Annotated in this window: 17 protein-coding genes and 1 pseudogene; 4 read left to right on the top strand and 14 right to left on the bottom strand. The window is 59.2% G+C overall.

What is annotated here, in order from left to right:
- Window positions 1-11 precede the first annotated feature (11 nt).
- Entirely contained in the window at window positions 12-224 is a 213-nt protein-coding gene (locus TERRO_RS19940; RefSeq protein ID WP_014787522.1) for a hypothetical protein, read from the bottom strand.
- A 54-nt stretch (window positions 225-278) separates the two neighbouring features.
- Complete coding sequence (locus TERRO_RS19935; RefSeq protein WP_014787521.1) at window positions 279-599, bottom strand: hypothetical protein; 321 nt, start codon at window positions 597-599, stop codon at window positions 279-281.
- 370 nt (window positions 600-969) lie between these two features.
- Between TERRO_RS19935 and TERRO_RS22465 the strand changes: the two genes are divergently transcribed.
- Window positions 970-1185, top strand: coding sequence for a hypothetical protein (locus TERRO_RS22465; RefSeq protein ID WP_014787520.1), 216 nt, complete (start codon window positions 970-972; stop codon window positions 1183-1185).
- Here the strand turns inward: TERRO_RS22465 and TERRO_RS22460 are convergent.
- Window positions 1182-1655, bottom strand: coding sequence for a hypothetical protein (locus tag TERRO_RS22460; protein WP_014787519.1), 474 nt, complete (start codon window positions 1653-1655; stop codon window positions 1182-1184). The two genes, TERRO_RS22465 and TERRO_RS22460, sit on opposite strands and share 4 nt — an antisense overlap.
- A 552-nt stretch (window positions 1656-2207) precedes the next feature.
- On the opposite strand from TERRO_RS22460, the gene TERRO_RS23855 reads away from it, so the two are divergent.
- Window positions 2208-2336, top strand: a complete 129-nt coding sequence (locus TERRO_RS23855; protein WP_281047881.1) for a hypothetical protein — start codon at window positions 2208-2210, stop codon at window positions 2334-2336.
- An 11-nt stretch (window positions 2337-2347) separates the two neighbouring features.
- Here the strand turns inward: TERRO_RS23855 and TERRO_RS19920 are convergent, their stop codons facing one another.
- From TERRO_RS19920 to glmS, 7 genes and pseudogenes are all read right to left on the bottom strand, one after another.
- Window positions 2348-3421, bottom strand: coding sequence for an alpha/beta hydrolase (locus TERRO_RS19920; protein WP_014787518.1), 1074 nt, complete (start codon window positions 3419-3421; stop codon window positions 2348-2350).
- A 163-nt stretch (window positions 3422-3584) separates the two neighbouring features.
- Entirely contained in the window at window positions 3585-4151 is a 567-nt protein-coding gene (locus tag TERRO_RS19915) for a hypothetical protein (RefSeq protein ID WP_014787517.1), read from the bottom strand.
- A 323-nt stretch (window positions 4152-4474) separates the two neighbouring features.
- Complete coding sequence (locus tag TERRO_RS19910) at window positions 4475-6859, bottom strand: P-loop ATPase, Sll1717 family (RefSeq protein WP_014787516.1); 2385 nt, start codon at window positions 6857-6859, stop codon at window positions 4475-4477.
- Window positions 6860-6902: 43 nt separating this feature from the next.
- Window positions 6903-7139 (bottom strand): annotated as a pseudogene (locus TERRO_RS23760) (glutamine--fructose-6-phosphate transaminase (isomerizing)); the annotation flags it as partial.
- A complete protein-coding gene (locus TERRO_RS19905; protein ID WP_014787515.1) occupies window positions 7138-7386 on the bottom strand; it encodes a hypothetical protein in 249 nt (82 codons plus the stop codon). The pseudogene TERRO_RS23760 and the gene TERRO_RS19905, both read right to left, overlap by 2 nt.
- Entirely contained in the window at window positions 7370-7651 is a 282-nt protein-coding gene (locus TERRO_RS19900; protein ID WP_014787514.1) for a BrnT family toxin, read from the bottom strand. The genes TERRO_RS19905 and TERRO_RS19900 overlap by 17 nt, the downstream gene beginning before the upstream one ends.
- Window positions 7652-7695: 44 nt before the next feature.
- Window positions 7696-9642, bottom strand: coding sequence for a glutamine--fructose-6-phosphate transaminase (isomerizing) (gene glmS / locus TERRO_RS19895; RefSeq protein ID WP_041592739.1), 1947 nt, complete (start codon window positions 9640-9642; stop codon window positions 7696-7698).
- 314 nt (window positions 9643-9956) lie between these two features.
- Between glmS and TERRO_RS19890 the strand changes: the two genes are divergently transcribed.
- The gene (locus TERRO_RS19890; RefSeq protein ID WP_014787512.1) at window positions 9957-11624 is read left to right on the top strand and encodes a cytochrome c oxidase subunit I; all 1668 of its coding nucleotides are present in this window, start codon (window positions 9957-9959) and stop codon (window positions 11622-11624) included.
- A 387-nt stretch (window positions 11625-12011) separates the two neighbouring features.
- On the opposite strand, the gene TERRO_RS19885 is transcribed toward TERRO_RS19890, so the two are convergent.
- The 4 genes from TERRO_RS19885 to TERRO_RS19870 form a co-directional block, all read right to left on the bottom strand.
- Complete coding sequence (locus TERRO_RS19885) at window positions 12012-12734, bottom strand: Crp/Fnr family transcriptional regulator (RefSeq protein WP_014787511.1); 723 nt, start codon at window positions 12732-12734, stop codon at window positions 12012-12014.
- A gap of 73 nt (window positions 12735-12807) precedes the next feature.
- Entirely contained in the window at window positions 12808-14556 is a 1749-nt protein-coding gene (locus TERRO_RS19880; protein ID WP_157178461.1) for an Ig-like domain-containing protein, read from the bottom strand.
- A gap of 143 nt (window positions 14557-14699) precedes the next feature.
- Window positions 14700-15080: a hypothetical protein gene (locus TERRO_RS22955; RefSeq protein WP_014787509.1), complete on the bottom strand. Its 381-nt coding sequence runs from the start codon at window positions 15078-15080 to the stop codon at window positions 14700-14702.
- Between the two features lie 55 nt (window positions 15081-15135).
- Complete coding sequence (locus tag TERRO_RS19870) at window positions 15136-15561, bottom strand: DUF2256 and DUF3253 domain-containing protein (RefSeq protein WP_014787508.1); 426 nt, start codon at window positions 15559-15561, stop codon at window positions 15136-15138.
- A 21-nt stretch (window positions 15562-15582) separates the two neighbouring features.
- Here TERRO_RS19870 and tyrS point away from each other — a divergent pair, with 21 nt between their 5' ends.
- Window positions 15583-16842, top strand: a complete 1260-nt coding sequence (gene tyrS / locus TERRO_RS19865; protein WP_014787507.1) for a tyrosine--tRNA ligase — start codon at window positions 15583-15585, stop codon at window positions 16840-16842.
- The last annotated feature ends 19 nt before the right edge of the window (window positions 16843-16861 follow it).

Here is a 16861-nt window from a genome sequence, read left to right as displayed (position 1 = left end):
GCGCAAGCCTCTTAGGTGGCCTTGCGCTGGAAGTTGGACTTCTTGGTGCCTGCGAAAGCGTCCTTACCCTTGAAGGCAAAGTTGGGGTTCGCGCTGTGGGCCTTTGCTGCGGTCACGCCGGCAGCCTTGTCACGTAGCGCCTGCAGTTTCTGCGCCTTGGGGCTAAGGCCGCCAATCTTGATCTTCGCGGGTGCCGCGGGCGGTTTCGGTGTCTCGTCGCTCATAGCTGCGATTCTACCGCCCCACGCCCCGCTCAGTCATCGTGGTCGCTGGGAACGCTAGGGATGCGCTCCAAGCCAGCGGCGGGCACCGAAGTCCGTGGCGACGCTGGCGGCCAGCAGAGCCACGCTGATGCCGAGCGCGCCCGCGACCCAACCCAGATCCATGTGGCCGCGCTGCAGGAAGAAGTCCAGTATGCCGAAGACCAGCACCAACACCGCCGCCTCGGCAAAGAAGGACGAGCAGCGGCGCGATGCGATCGCCACCAACTCCGGCATTGCCGAAGCTGTGCACTTTTCTACGTTCGTTGTGCTGGAGACGAGACGAGGACCGTCAGAGAAGTTGTTGCGGATGGAGTTTGCTGCATTTTTGTGGAACATAACAAAGCCTTTGACTTACGTGTTCAGTCTCCCCGGCAGCGTCGCCAAAGTCCAGTGAATTCCCTGTAAATCGCACATTCAGAATGGCTTAATGTGTAAGTATGCGGCCGTGCGCATAGTTATGCAGCGCACTTGGCGAGAAATAGTTGCGAATCGAGGGAGACCAGGCGACCTGCAGCGAACTAAGGAATGCTGAGGAAGGAGCTTAAAACTCTGGGAAAACGCTTCTTGTTAATAAACGTTGCCGTTCGCACATTTGGCCAAGAGCATGCAATCGGTTGCATTCATATCCGACGAAGTTGTATGCAATCAAAAAACATTTTGCATGAGCCGCGGGTTAGCTTTCCACTTTTCTGCTTAGGAGCTCCCGATGATTTTCCTATTTTTGCCAGCTGCGCTGATGTTTGTTGCGATGCTTGTCATTTCGATGGCACCAATTTTCCACTTTACGTCATCAAAAAATGGCAAACAATGGCATTTCCGTTCTCTTTCTCGCCTAACGGCCATGCGTGTTCGTAAGGGTAGCGAAGCTTTGCAGGAGCAGGTGGCCCTGGAGCCGGCGGTGGTGTTGGAGCCGATGGTCTAGCGGAGGGCTGCTCTTAGGCGGTCTGCGCCTGCTTCGGTGTAGTCGCCCACTACTCGCTCCAGGATGTTGCCGGCTCGGTCTACTACCAGCGCCTGGACCTTTGCCTCGTCGGCTACTCCGACGGTTCGGTTGAAGTCTGCTTTTCGGGTGTAGAGGGCTACGATGTGGGGCCACCAGGCGTGGTTGGGAATGCCGTGGCGCATGCTGCTGCTGATGATCATGCGGAGGAAGTGGTTCGAGGTGTCGATGACGGGGACGCTTAGCCAGGCTGCGCCGGCTGAGGGTGCCATGGCCTTTGCCCAGCTTTCGATGCTGGGTTGCTGGTCTCGCTGCCAGCCAAGGATGACGACGCTGCGCTCGCCCGGGAGGTCCTGCGGCAGCGTCACCGCGTGGCCGTTCAGGTCCTTCGACTTGATCTGGGGGAAGCGTGCGACATCGGTCGTGGTGATTGCGGGAGCTGGAATCGGCATTCATTGCTTGGACGCCGGACAGCCACCCTCGGGGATGCCTCGCGGGTGACTTCGCGACCGGATCGAATTCCGGCTGTGTCTTGTTGGCGGGGTGGAGTGGGTCGGGTCCCCCCCCCGAATTTTCCAAAAATTAGAAAACAAAGGACTTAGCTGGAGGGGTGTCGCTAAAAATTAGATTCCATTGGAGTTACGGGCAAAAATTAGATTCCAAAGGACTTAGCGGCGCCGGGCCTTGCGTTATGCCGTGTGCGCGGGGTGAGGCCTATCTCAATTGTAGCGAGTTCGACTTAATTACCCGCCAACTTTATTTCCTTTGCTTTGTTAGGGATAGATTGTTCTGGGGCTTGACAGGTTCCGCACGGAATTCGAAAGAAGCTGACCTCAGCGGCTAAAGCCGGGCTTCCTGGTGGGTTTTGTGGCACAGCTTAAGCTGTGCCCTTCCGATCAAGGGACGTTTACGCGTTGCCCTTCCGATCGAGGGGACGTTACGCGTTGCCCTTCCGATCAAGGGGAGGTTACGCGTTGCCCTTCCGATCGAGGGGACGTTACGCGTTGCTCTTCCGATCAGCGAAGGCGGAGGTCGGCCGCGATGGATCGTACCGTGTTGCTGGAGGCGAGCGCGTGAAGGATCGTGTCGCGCTGCACGGCGAGCTACGCGAGGGGAAGCCGCACCTCGCGTAGCTGGGTGCGATCTATTGCGGGGTGGGTGGTGGCACTGGGGCCGGGACGACCGGGACAGCTCCGGGGGCGGAGGACTGCTGTGTGCGGGAGAGACCGTCTGGCACGATTCCTTCCTGGATCAGGATGGAGCGGTCTTTGCCCTGCAGGATGCCGCGCATGAGCGCGTAGGTCTTTGCTTGCGGGTCGAAGTAGGCGCCGTGGATCTTGATGCCGTCGACCTGGGGCAGCAGGTTGGTGCAGTCGACGTCCCAGACGTTGTCGGGTACGGGCACGGTGCGGTCGAGTCCGGAGCGGCCGAGGCGGCGTTTGCCGAAGTGCTTGAGGCCGGCGGAGCCACCCAGGACGTCGTCGCGGCCGCTGAAGAGTGCGGTGATGCGATAGCTCATGTTGGAGAGACCTTCGCCGTCGCCGTGGCTGACCTGTTCGCCGTTGCGGAAGAGATCGTTGTCGACATCGGCGGCGACCATCAGAACCTCCTGCATCAGGCTTACGAGCAGCGGCCGATTCTTACGGGTCCAAAGGGCGTTCAGGGCGTACTCCAGAACGTAGTTGCCCATGCTGTGCGCGATGATGGAGGTCCTTGCACGGCATGCGTTCGACGGGTCTTTTGTTGCGACCCTTTGCATGGTCATCAGCCAGTCATAGAGTTCGGAGAGGACGTTGTTCAGGTCTTCGCCGGTGCGCCGCGCCTCGGACCGATCGGAGAGATAGCCGAGGAGGGCGCCCTTGGAGGGCCAGTCAAAGGCGATGCACTCGCCCAGACCGTTGGCTCCGTCGAAGAGGCCGGCAGCCACATTTTCGTAGCGGCTCATCACGTCGACCCAGGGGTTGTTGTAGCCGTGTATGAAGAGGCATACGTGTTTCTGCTGGTCTGAGGGCGTGCTTTCGCCGTTGGCGACGACAGCCGGGAAGGTCCGATTGACGACGGCCAGCAGTGCGTCGCGGAACTGGTCGATGCTGACCGGCAGCCAGCTCGCGGGGTCCTTTGCGCTGCCGCCGTCTTTTAGCGTCCAGTAGGTGAGTGAGCCGAAGTGACTGCCGAAGTTACCGTCTTTGTATTCACGGTTCGTAATGAGCCAACGCATGGACCAAGACCTCGCGACGAAGGATTTGTACCTAAGGGGAGCGGTCCGAATGTAAAGCAGATTGGTGCGACGGCAGTCGCTATTTCTGTCAATTCTGTCTTTGAGATCCCATGAACCTCTCGTTTGACACGTTTCGCGGAGTGAAATGCGCCGCTCATTTGCATCAGCGGTTGAAGACGATCTGTTTTACGTCCTGCACAAAGATGGTGAATGGGCCGAGGTCGCTCTCGCCCTTGTAGGCGTAGTTTGAGGCGATGGTGCCGTCGACCACGCGGCCATCCGTCAATGTGAGCTTCAGGCCGATGGTGTGCGCGTCGCCATCCACCGTGAGGTAGTCGAGCTGGTGGATCTTCTCAAAGGCGATGGTCTGGCCGCTGGTGAGCTGGATGGTGTCCTCGGTCATGTTGTGTTTGAAGCTCTTCAGCGAGAGCTGCGTGGTGTCGCCCGCGCGCGATCGCAGCGTCACCGAGCCCTGTTTCCCGGCGTTGGCCGTGGCGGGTACGGGCGCGGGCGGCGACAGGGGATTGGTCGCCGTGGTGGCAACCGGCGCATCCGGTGCGGGACGCGAATCTGCCGTGACGATGGGTGCGTGGTTCGCCGGGTCCGAAGCCTCAGCCGCTCGGTTATGGACGGCCAGCCAGAATCCACTGGCGGCCGTCAGTACCGCTGCCAGACCGGTCAGGATGCCGGGAATCGTGGTCCAGAAATTCTGCTTGTCCGCTTCCGCCACGCCGCACCTCGGGAGAAGAATAATTGAGGGCGCGGCGGATGTGAGTGGGAAAGTTGCTGCGAGCGCGTTCCAAACAGGGAAGATGTTGTATTCCGAGTTGAGTCAACGTCTGGTTCGCGTTCTCGCGCGAAAGCCCATCCTTCGACAGGCCCAGGGCCGCTTCAAGACGATGTAGCTGTCATGCATGGGCATCCACTGTGTTGGGGGGATTTGTGGACGCGAGAGATCGGGATTGCAGATGGAGGGGCCTGGGCGCCCCCAGATGGCGAAGCCGTGCACGGGATCGGTGAGTCACGTACTTCATGTATGGGCCACCCGCCCGCCTAATTTGCCTCGCAGCCAAGAACTGATCGAAAAGCGGGATGGATCACCCATCTGGTTCCGGGGGTGGCTTCCCGCAGCATCCGCTGAACGCCGTATTGATACATATGGGCGTACTTCTCTTCTCCGTCCGTTCCAATCATTCCTAAGAAACCAAACCACAAGAGAATTTGGACGGCCTCTTCCACGATTGCCTGTGGCACTCCAAAACCGGTTACCTTCGCTTCAATCTCGTTTCGGTCTAAGAGGGAAGGGGACCCAATGAAAGCGTAAGGGAGTTCCGCAAACTCCCTCTTCGTGTCGCTCAATTCAAAGAATATTCCTTGCAACTGATCCTCGGAGTATTGCTTCTCAGCTTGCAAGATGTCCGCCTCTAAAACCTTAGTATTTCCCCGATTAACGGCAACATTTATACACTGCCGTAAGAAGCTGATGAGGTCTCGTGGTCGCATCATTGTCCGACTTAAGATGTAGCTAAAGGAATGTTCCCCTTTGATGTAGGACTCGAAAAACATCGGCCACATTTCCTCGAATGGCTGCTCAAGACGCGTACTGGCCATCATTCTGCGGTGAATGAGGAGCTTGAACACCTCTTCGTCGGTCCAGTCAAGAAGAATGGTGTTGTCTTTACCCTTGTCGGGAGTTTCGCCCAAGAGATGCTCGTATACATCATTCCGAATGAAGACAATAGCCCGACACTCAACGTTGTTGCGCTCAAGTTGACGCTGGAGCTTCCGTGTAGCTTCCATGAGGCTCCGAATGATTAAGATGTCTTCTTTCGTTGCACCATTGACGGGCCAACTCTTATCAAGGTTATCAATAAGTATCCAAACACCTTCTTTGAACTTCAAGTATTCGCTAAGTACCGCTTGAACCTCCTTAATGTCTTTCTCGTAAATGAGTTTGCTTATTTGTCCGGAGCCGATAAGGCTTTCTATCTCGTCCTTTCTTAGTAGCACTCGGTCGACGAGTAGTAGAAGGCGATCAGAGAAGTCGCCTTGTTCTGCCTCCCCTTCACCTTCGATCAGTCTCCTCAGCTTTTCGTATAGTTCGAAGCGTTGGGGTTGCTTCGAGGCGAATCGCGAGTCCTGTTCGACAATCTTCGCAGCGAGTTCTATGAGCAAGATGTAATTCCAGAAAGCGGTCAACACGTGTTCTTGCAAACCCAAGCTGATCGAACTCAGGAGGCGTTCGCGCAAAGTGAGAAACTGGTGACCCTCTGGCTTTAGATCCAAGACTAACTGGCTTTGGCTTGACCAGAATGCGCTCCGAACGCCATAAAAGATTGCTGTCTTTCCTGCCCCTTTCCTGCCGACGACCAGTCGAGCGTGTCCGCGTTTCGCATCATTGTATTGGGCGGTGGGAAGGAAATAGGACTTTAGTGCATTAATCTCGTTCTCAGCAGCTACGTCCCCAAAGTCAAGAGTTTCCAAGGGACGCAGCGGTAGCGTGATCGGCACAAAACGCGTACTTTGGATCTCTTCATAAAGGCCTTTTATGAAAGGGGACATTAGGTGCGGGACCTGTGCCGCATCACTGTGCCTCTGGACGACGTCACGGTAATCTATTGGCTGCTGATCGGGCCCTTCTTGCAGAACAAAAACAGAACATCCTGAGGCCATCGCTAAGCCAGCAACAAAGGCGCCTCGGGCATTATGAACCGTGGCGCCCTTTCGCCAAGAAGAAAGCAGATAGACGCTGACGCCTAATGAAGTTTTCACTTGTTTGAAGGCGTCTTGCAACGAAAGTCTGGGCTGCTCTTTAGGATCGTAAACGCGGAAACGAAGTCCGGACTTCTTGACTGTTGAAATGACCTTGATGAGGCCGTCTGTGACTATTGGGCTCCTAAGTAAATAGAGAGGTTGCGCTCTGCTGGGCGTATATGCCTGAGTCACTGGCATTTTGGCATTCGCTATGGCATCGGGAAGCTTACTAGCAAGCTCTTGGCTGTTTTCAAAATTGACGTAGCCAAGTGTGTCTATTAAGCCAAGCGCTTCAAATTCCATCGCGTCCAGGGTGCACGAGGTATCCCTAATCGCTACAACTGGAACGCCAAGTCCAAGCGCGTATCCAAGTTCGAACATTAGGTTGAAGTTCATCGTTGTGACATCGATGACCGCAACTTGCGTGAACCGTTGAGACTTGCATATCTGACAGAAAATGATCTGGCCCGCGATTGGTAAGTCGCGCCAGGTCTTGATTTTCAAATCGGGACTAGAAATCGACAGCAGCCGGACGGCCTCTTCAATTGCGCTACCAATGACCTCGGGCTTGCTTGAGTAATAAACGTGCGCGTGGGTCGGCGGGACGTCCGCGAAGGATTGATCGCAAGGACCGGAGGCGTATTGGCAGAATTCTGGCGGGGTCTGGATACCGATTGGAGGCATGCGTCCATAGCGTAGCGGCTATCGGCCGGATAGTCTCTAATTTTTATTCCACCGTGACGCTCTTGGCCAGATTCCTCGGCTGATCGACATCGCAACCCCGGCGGACGGCTATGTGGTAGGCGAGGAGTTGTAGCGGGACGACTTCGAGGATGGGGAGTAGTAGCTCTGGTGCTGCGGGTATGTGGATGACGGCTTCTACGAGGTTGGTGATCTCTTCGTCGCCTTCGGTGGCGGTGGCGGTGACGCGGCCGCTGCGGGCGGTTACTTCTTGGATATTGCTAGGCGGCGGTGGTGCGGCGGCGGGTTGGCTTTGCCGTGATGTGCTGAACCTGTTTGTTCAGCGCGAGGAGCGCGTGCAGGGCCTGGTTGACGGACTCTGAGTCCGGGAAGTGCGGGAGCAGCGCGGGGTCGAGGATGACCACGTTGGTGCCCTTGGCGAGCAGGTTGGAGTACTTGCCGCGTTCGCCCTTGCGGAAGTCGACGTTGGGCCGCTCTGCGAGGGGATCGAGTTCAGGCGCTTTCTTCATATTGCTCACGCTCGGTCGCGGTGGCGACGCGTGCGCCGATGAGGCGCACGGTGGAGTCGGTCTCAGTGTAAACGACGAAGAGAATGCGTCCCCGGGTGGATCGGCCGACGGTCAGGAAGCGCTCCTCGTCGAGGGAGTGCTGGTCGTCCGGGACGGCGGATCGGAGCGGATCACCGAAGACGGTGACCGCCTCTTCGAAGCTGACGCCGTGCTTGGTGAGGTTGGTTGTTGCCTTGCGCGGGTCATAGTCGAACGTGATCTTCATGTCGGCGCGGACTATACCATTTCGCAAAAGGGACTGAGGGAACTTTACTCGACGGTCACGCTCTTCGCCAGATTCCTCGGTTGGTCGACGTCGCAGCCCCTGCGGACTGCTATGTGGTAGGCCAATAACTGTAGAGGGACTACTTCGAGGATAGGGAGTAGTAGCTCTGGGGCTGCGGGGATGTGGATGACGGCTTCGACCAAGTTGCCGATCTCTTCGTCGCCTTCGGTGGCGATGGCGATGACGCGGCCGCTGCGGGCGGTTACTTCCTGGATGTTGCTGAGGGTCTTTTCGTACTTGAGGACGCTGGTGGGATCTGCGGGGTCTTTGGTGGCGATGCAGACTACGGGGAGCGTCTCGTCGATGAGGGCGTTGGGGCCGTGCTTCATCTCGCCGGCGGGGTAGCCTTCGGCGTGGATGTAGCTGATCTCCTTGAGCTTGAGCGCGCCTTCGAGGGCGATGGGGTAGTGGATGCCGCGGCCGAGGAAAAGGAAGTCGTTGGCGGTGCTGAAGGTTTTGGCCAGGTTGGCGCACTGGTCGTCGACGGAGCGCAGCACGTCTTCTAACTTGAGCGGGATTTTGGCTAACTCATCGACATAGTGTTTGGACTGCTCGGAGGAGACGTGGCCGCGCTGCTGGCCCATGTAGAGCGCGAGGGTGAAGAGTGCGGTGAGCTGGGCGGTGAAGGCCTTGGTGCTGGCTACTCCGATTTCAGGGCCGGCGTTGGTGGTGATGACGCCCTGCGCTTTGCGGGTGATGGCGGAGCCGACGACGTTGCAGATGGCGAGGGTGGGTGTGCCCTTGCTGATCATCTCGGCCTGTGCGGCGATGGTGTCGGCGGTTTCGCCGGACTGGGTGATGAGGAGGCCGAGGGAGCCGGGGATGGGGTCTCGGTAGCGATACTCGCTGGCGTAGTCGACGTCGACGGGGAGGCGTGCGAGGCGCTCGATCATGAACTTGCCCGCGAGGCCTGCGTGCCATGAGGTGCCGCAGGCGGCGATGGTCATGCTGGTGGCGTTCTGGAAGTCCTGCTGGGAGAGTTTGAGGTCGGGCAGGAAGACCTGGCCGCTGTCGAGCGAGACGCGGCCGAGGGTGGTGTCGCGGACGGCGCGTGGCTGCTCGTTGATCTCCTTGAGCATGAAGTGCTTGTAGCCGGCCTTTTCGGCCTGGATGGGGTCCCAGGTGATGCGGGTGGGCGTGCGGGGGTGCGGGACGCCTTCGAAGTCGGTGAAGGTGACGCCGGTCTTGGTGAGGATGGCGCACTCGCCGTCGTTGAGGAAGATGATGTCGCGCGTGTGGTGGAGGATGCCGGGGACGTCGGAGGCGAGGAAGTATTCGCCGTCGCCGATGCCGATGACGGCGGGCGGTCCGGAGCGGGCGGCGACGAGCTTGTCGGGTTCGCGGGCGGAGAGGACGCCGATGGCGAAGGCGCCGGTGAGGCGCTTGACGGCTCTCCTTACGGCTTCTTCCAGGGAGATGGTGCTGGGTGGGGCGGTCAGGATGGCTTCGGCGGAGTTGGCTTCGTTGTTGGTGTCCGGAGTTTTGTCTGCCGAGGCGGCGGCTTTCTCGAGTTCGTCTTCGATTAGGTGGGCGATGATTTCGGTGTCGGTTTCGCTTACGAAGCGGTGGCCGCGCTTGATGAGGTCGTTCTTGAGCGCGATGTAGTTTTCGACGATGCCGTTGTGGACGACGACGAGGGTGCCGGTGCCGTCCCGGTGGGGGTGCGCGTTCTCTTCGGTGGGGCGGCCGTGGGTGGCCCAGCGGGTGTGGCCGATGCCGTAGGTGCCGTGCAGGGGGTGGTCGCGGAGGACGGCTTCGAGGTTGCCGAGCTTGCCGGGGGCGCGTCGGACGTCGAGCGCGGTGGGGTTCAGGAGGTCGCCTGCGACGGCGATGCCTGCGGAGTCATAGCCGCGGTACTCAAGCCGGCGAAGGCCTTCGACGATGAGGGGCACGACATCTTTTGGGCCGATGTAACCAACGATTCCGCACATGGTACGAAGGCTAACACCCATACGGCGGTATCTGCGGATGGGCGTGCAAAGGTGAGGGGGTATAAGTTCTGCCACTGCTGTTACAGAAGACTGACAGAGCTTGTGATGGTCATCACAGACCCTTGCGGGGGCTGGACTGGAGGATACGCACAGAGGTTTCCAGTGATGCGTATCGTGACCAACAAAGTCTGCCCGAATTCGAATCAGCCCTGCATGGGGAAGTGCTCGGGTTATGGCACATCTTCTAACTGCCCTCCGCTGATTGTGCTGGCGGTGCTGGCGACGCATGCATTTGAAGCGGTGGAGGCGTGCCGATGAGTGCAACTGCCGTTCTACCGCCGCAGACAAAGGCGGCCGCCGGATACAACAAACATAACTATTTAAATCAGGAACACGGCTTGCTGAGCTGGCTGCTGACCGGCGATCACAAGCGCATTGCGATTATGTACATGGTCGCCGTGTCGATCTTCTTCATGGTGGGTGGCTTGCTGGCCATGGCGGTGCGGCTTGAGTTGTTGACGCCGCAGGCCGATCTGATGAGCCCCGACACGTACAACAAGGCCTTCACGATGCATGGCATTGTGATGGTCTTCTTTGTGCTGATTCCGGCGGTGCCGGCGATCCTTGGAAACTTTCTGGTGCCGCTGATGATTGGCGCGAGGGATTTGGCGTTTCCGAAGATCAATCTGCTGTCGTTCTACCTGTACTGTGTTGCGGCCCTGCTGCTGCTCTACACGATTGGTGCGGGCGGTGTGGATACGGGCTGGACGTTCACGACGCCCTTGAGCACGCACTATGTGAATACGAATGTGATCAGCGCGGGGCTGGCGGCGTTTGTAGCCGGGTTTTCGTCCATCTTTACCGGGCTGAACTTTATTGCGACGATCCATCGCATGCGCGCGCCGGGGCTTACGTGGTTTCGGCTGCCACTGTTCATCTGGAGCATGTATTCCGCCAGCGTCATCATGGTTCTGGCTACACCCGTGGTCAGCATCACGATTGTTCTGGTTGCGGTGGAGCGTCTCTTTAATTTTGGCTTTTTCGATCCCACTAAGGGTGGCGATCCGCTGCTGTTCCAGCATCTGTTCTGGTTCTATTCGCACCCCGCGGTGTACATCATGTTGCTGCCGGGCATGGCCTGCATCAGCGAGATCATGGCGTGCTTCTGCCGTAAACGTATCTTTGGCTACGCTGCGGTTGCGTTCTCGTCGATTGCGATTGCCATGTTCTCGTTCTTTGTCTGGGAACACCACATGTACATCATGGGAGTGTCGCAGTACTCAGCGCTGGTCTTCAGCATGTTGACCATGCTTGTTGCGGTGCCTTCTGCGATTAAGGTCTTCAACTGGACGTTCACCATGTACAAGGGGTCCATCACATTCGCTGCGCCGATGATCTATGCGATCTGCTGCCTGGGGCTGTTCGTGGTGGGTGGATGCACCGGCGTCTTCCTTGGCTCACTGGGCATGGACGTCCACCTGACGGAGACGTACTTCATCGTGGCGCACTTTCACTTCGTGATGGTGGGCTTTGTGCTGATGGCCTTCCTGGGTGGCATCCACTTCTGGTGGCCGAAGATGTTCGGGCGCATGTATCCGGAGGGCATTGCGAAGGCCTCTGCGGTGATCATCTTTGTGGGTTTCTACATCACGTTTGGACCGCAGTTTGTCCTGGGCTACATGGGCATGCCGCGGCGGTATGCGGCCTATCCAGCAGAGTTCCAAGTGCTGAACGTTATGTCGACGGCGGGAGCAACGGTGATGGGTGCAGGATTCTTCATGACCATGATCTACCTGCTGTGGTCCCTGAAGTACGGGCCAGTTGCCGGACCAAATCCATGGAATGCCTACGGCCTGGAGTGGGAGACGCTGTCACCGCCCATCACGCAGAACTTTGCGTCGGCGCCGACGGTTACGCATGAGGCCTATGACTACGGTTGGATGGATTCTGAGCAGGGCAAGACAGCACGAAGCGCTGCATGAAACGCGTGAGCTACCCCTACGGCTCGTCCTTTTCGGGGCGGGCCGCTTTTTTGCGGACCTGTCGGCCTCCCTTTGGATTGAGGTTGGCGACCGAGTCGTTCCGCTGCTCGGGAGGTATCGGTTAGTCAATCCTTTGTCGCGGGCCTTCAGCCCGCAGCGCCAAGACGCAAGGTAACCCAGGGCTTCGCCTTGGGCCAGGAAGTCGCGAGCCTTCAGCCCGCAGAAAGCACCCTGGGCTTAGAAGTCGGGTGCGTCTAACTTCGCTGAAGCAGACATGGGCTAGGGAGTCGCGTGCCTTCAGGCCGCCTACCTATTATCAGCAGTTATGCAGCGGGAACTGTTTGCCTCATCAGGTGTACGCAGCGAAAAGCTGTTGATCGATACGTCCTAGCCCACTTGTTGTTGCAGCCGTGCGATGTCTCGAAGCTGCATCTGGTCGTTCTCGAGATACAGCAGGCCATCGCGCCGCAGCGCCGTGAGGGTACGAGTAACTGTCTCGCGCGAGATACCGGCCATGTGGCCGAGTTCTTCATGGGTCAGCGGCATGTGGAAGCTTACGGTGTTGGGAGCGCTGCCACCCATCAACTCATGTTCTCCTGCAAGGACGAGTCCGCCCCAATCCAACAGAACACTGCCGAGCTTCGAAGCGGCTGAGGTGGAGAGTGCAAGGCGACGTGCGCTGAGCACCGCGGATCCATATTCGCGGGTGACCGCCATCAGCGAGTTGCGGGCGACTGCCTGAAACTCCTCCATGAAGAGGAGGAAGTGCGTGCGCGGGATTGCCTTCAGCTGGCATAGCTCAAGCGTCTCCGCCGAGGCCTCATAGCGTGTGCGCTGTAGCGCGGCGGAGAGTCCGAGCACATCGCCCGGACCGACGATGCGCAGCAGGAGGAGACGGCCATCCATGGAGGACGTCGTCAACTTCAGAGTGCCGCTGCAGACGACATAGACGTGGTCCGGAGCGTAGCCCTCTCGCAGCACTTCCTGTTTGGCTTCCAGCCGCAGCCAGTGGCCGACGCTCTCCAGACGCCCCAGAGCAACGCGGTCGAGCGAGCAGAAGCAGTTGGGGCCCTTAGTTTCGCACTGGAGACAACTTCGCCGAAGAGGCATTTTGCGTGGCTCCTGTTACCAGTCTAGTCGACGCTGTAACTGGACAGAGTAAGTAGCCAAAGAAGTAAGCCACTTAGTCCGAAGTTATCGTCAGTCGTAATGGGATGGTGTGTGTTACGGTAGTGCCGCCGCTGGTGCCCGTTGCGCTGATTGTGATGGCGTAGGTGCCTGGTGGTGTGTAGGCGGGCACAGGCGCGACACTGCACGCAGTGCTCGCGAGTGCGAGAGCTGTGGTCAGCAATAGCAACAGGCAACGCCGTGCAGCGGACCGGCCGCGTAACAAAAGCAGCAGTGAAAGGGGCAGAGCGCAGGCGAGTACTGCGCCCGCATGCGGTCTGAGGCTCGACTTGTAGGTTGGCGCAGCGGATGTCTCCACCGTAAGTGTGGCCGGTGCGGAGGAGGAGAGTGCGTACCTGGCAGCGTTGAAGTTGCAGGTTGCGAAGGGCGGGAGGTTGCTGCAAGAGAGCAGCACGGTACCGTTGAAGCCGTTGATCGACTTCAGCATGATGTTGACCTCGGCGTGATGCGCACGTGCCACGGCGAGCGATGGTGTACTCAATGTGACGCTGAAGTCTGGAGGCTCGCGGGCTGTCATAACGATCGAGACTGCGTTCGATGTGCTGCTACCGAAGATCGACCCGCCGTGGATGGCGGCGGTCAGCAGGGATGTACCGACGGGCAGTGTTCCCGGCGGCAGCAGGACGCTTCCATTGGTCACGCCAGCTACGCTGAGCGCCTTGCCATCACGCAGCAACTGAACCGTGCCTGTGATGGGTGTGTCTGCGTAGCTGGAAGTCGTCGCGATGGTGAGCGTGACCGGTGTGATTCCAACAATGCCCGACGTGGGATTTGCTGTCAGACGGATCTGTGTAGGCGCGCCGCGCACGGTCTGTGTGAAGCTGCGCCCTGAGCGTATCGAAGTGGTGGAGTCCGTGATGGTGAATTCACCGCGGAAGGTATGGATCCCGGGCGACAGTGTTGCGTTGGTCGTGGTCGCTCTGCCGGTGGCATCGAGCGCCTGGTCCAAGACGACGGCGGTTCCTTCCGTAATGCGGAGCCTGCCCGTCATGCTGCTTGAGAATGGCGCGGCAGCTCCGCCGATGGTGACGGGATCGCCGTACTTCGTTGGGTCCGGCAGAGAGAAGACCTCGAAGGTCAGGCCTTCGGGCTGCAGCACGGGCGCCACCATCTGTGCGCCCAGGGCGCTGCTATGGATGCCATTGGTGTAATCGCACTGATAGATGTGTGGCCCGGGCGCGGCAAAGAAAGTGGCGTTGACCACTCGCGTGCCCGCATCCTGGCTGTCGACGACGATGCGGTCATTGTCCAGGATGCGCAGGCTGCCGTTGATGAGAGAGCCGGAGGCAAGACGGCATTCCACCTGTGCCGAGATCTGCGAGCCCACGTTGATCAGCGGGGCCACCTGCAAAAGGATCTTCTCCGCAGGATCCGCAGCCACGCCTAGATTGCCGGCCGGATCCGTCACACCGGCGACGACAACATCCGCTGACCTGACCTCAGGCATGGTCGCGGTGGCGGCCGTCGAGACGTAGAGTGCATGCGGACCGGCGGCGATGTTGATGCCGGAGAAGGTCACAGTGTCTGCGTTCGCGATGCTACCGGTGCGCACCGCCGTGCCATCGAGGAAGAGTGTGGTCGCGGCAGTCGTACGGTCGACCGTAGCTCCATTGTTCAGGGCAGCAGTGACATCGATGCTTTGCCCGGCAAGCACCTCATAGCGCGAGGCTGCGACGAACAGTTGCCCCTGCGCCGCCGCGGCATCCGCGGATGCGGTCGGTGTCGTCTGCGCTTGCCGTGCCATTGCAGATGTCGGCAGCCACAGGGCAGCGAGGACCAGCGCGCGAATCGACGCGGAGCACATGACGCCGCAATTTTCCCATAAGTCGCGCCTGGTCCAACATGATTCGCTGCGGGCAAAATGTCAGTAACGTTCTGTCAGATAAGTTACTGACGCTGGCCGCTCAGTTTGCTCGCTGCAGCCGCCTTCTGATCGCCCTTGCGCTCTGCCTTGCTTTGCGATTTCTTCGGCTTGCAGCTGCCTTTTTCGCCCTGCGCCTTGCCGGGAACCGGTTCGTACCCGGGCCAGCAGGCATTGGCCGAGCTGCTCTTCTTGCCGCTCTTCTTCGCTGCGGACTTTTTGCCGGGAGTCTTCTTCGTGTCGGCGCCAGTGATGTGACGACGGCTGGCCGCTGTTTTAGTGGAGGCAGACTTCGTCGCGCCTTTGGCGGGTGTGCGCTTCGCTGGTGCCTTCTTCGCTGCGGTCTTTTTCGCGGGAGACTTCTTTGCGGGAGATTTCTTCGCTGCGGACTTCTTCGTCGTTGCCATGGAAGCTTAGAGGCACGGTAGGCGGCCAGCGTTCTCCCTTCGTGAGCAATGGCTTTTAGCGCAGTCGCAAACGGATGGCTCCCTTTGCAGTGGAAGCATCGACCACGTGTCCGCCCTGCGTGATGACGATCTTCTGCGCGGCCACCAGCCTGCGTGCTGCGGCGCGTGCGGGCTCCATCAGCGGCTCCCACCGTTCGCGCTCGTCCGATAGTTTGCCGTCGCCCGCCACCGTGCGCGCGGCTTCGCTGGGGCAGATGGTCTTGCCCGCGCCGCGTTCGTGCAGCATCCGCAGGATTGTCTCTTCCAGCAGCTTGTCCTGCGCACCCGGCTTATGCGATCGGCAGGCGTCGCTGCAGAACTTTACGTTGTCCCAGTCGCGCTCCCACTTCTTGCGCCAGGTGATGGTACGGCCGCATGCGGCACAGGTCTTGTCGGCGTGGGAACCGGGGCTGTGCTGCGATTTGGGTTTGCGGTCGGGCATGAACTCTATACTTGGATGGCGATGTCAAATCTTCCGCCGAACAATTTTCCGCCGCTTGAGGAACAACTGGACCTCATCACCAAGGGCGCTGCCGAAATCATTCCCATCGATGAGCTCAAGAAGCGCATTGAGCAGTCACTTGCCACGGGCAAGCCCATGCGCATCAAGGCCGGCTTTGATCCTACGGCGCCCGACCTGCACCTGGGCCACACGGTCCTGATGCGTAAGCTGCGGCACTTCCAGCAGCTGGGCCACACGGTCATCTTCCTCATTGGCGATTCGACGGCGCTCATCGGCGATCCCACGGGCAAGAGCGCGACGCGCAAGCCGCTGACGCGCGAACAGATTGCTGAGAACGCAAAGACGTATCAGGAACAGGTCTTTCGAATCCTGGACAAGGACAAGACCGAGGTCCGCTACAACTCTGAGTGGCTCGACGCGCTGAACTACTACGACATGGTGAAGCTGCTGGCTCAGTTCACGGTGAGCCAGATGCTGGAGCGCGAGGACTTTCACAAGCGCTTCAACGCGGAAGAGCCGATCGCGCTGCATGAGCTGATGTACCCCATTGCGCAGGGCTATGACTCGGTCGCGCTGCAGAGTGATGTGGAGCTGGGTGGCACCGACCAGAAGTTCAACCTGATGCGTGGCCGCGACCTGCAGCGCAGTGCCGGCCAGCCTCCGCAGATTGTGCTGATGATGCCGATCATCGAGGGTCTGGATGGCGTGCAGAAGATGTCGAAGTCGCTGAACAACGCGATCGGCGTCAACGAGCCGCCATTTGAGATGTTCGGCAAACTGATGCAGGTGAGCGACGAACTGATGTGGCGTTACTGGACGTTGCTGACCGATCTGCCACAGAGCGCGATTGACGCGATGCGGGAGGAAGTCGCCGCAGGAACGCTGCATCCCATGGAAGCCAAGAAGTCCATGGCTCGGACGATTACGGCGGGCTTCTCATCGGCCGAGCAGGCGCTGCGTGCCGAAGAGAACTGGGGTACGCAGTTCCAGAAAGGCGGCGTCAGCGAGGATACGGAACGTGTCTCGCTGGGCAAGGACGATCTTGCCTTTGACGAGGCGACGCAGACCATCGGTACCGACCGTATGCTGGCCGCTGCAGGCCTTGCCGCGAGCAACGGTGAGGCTCGCCGCAAGCGCAGCGAGAATGCCGTGAAGATCGATGGTGAGACCGCAGCAGATGTGCGCTTCGCTGTCCCTGCACTGCCGGTTACGCTGACGGTGAAGCTGGGTAAGAAGACGAAACTGGTGACGATCGAATAAGGCTGTGCGGGGGCAGCGA

Source organism: Terriglobus roseus DSM 18391 (assembly GCF_000265425.1).
Taxonomy (GTDB): Bacteria; Acidobacteriota; Terriglobia; order Terriglobales; family Acidobacteriaceae; genus Terriglobus; species Terriglobus roseus.
This window is presented reverse-complemented; position numbering and strand designations above follow the sequence as displayed.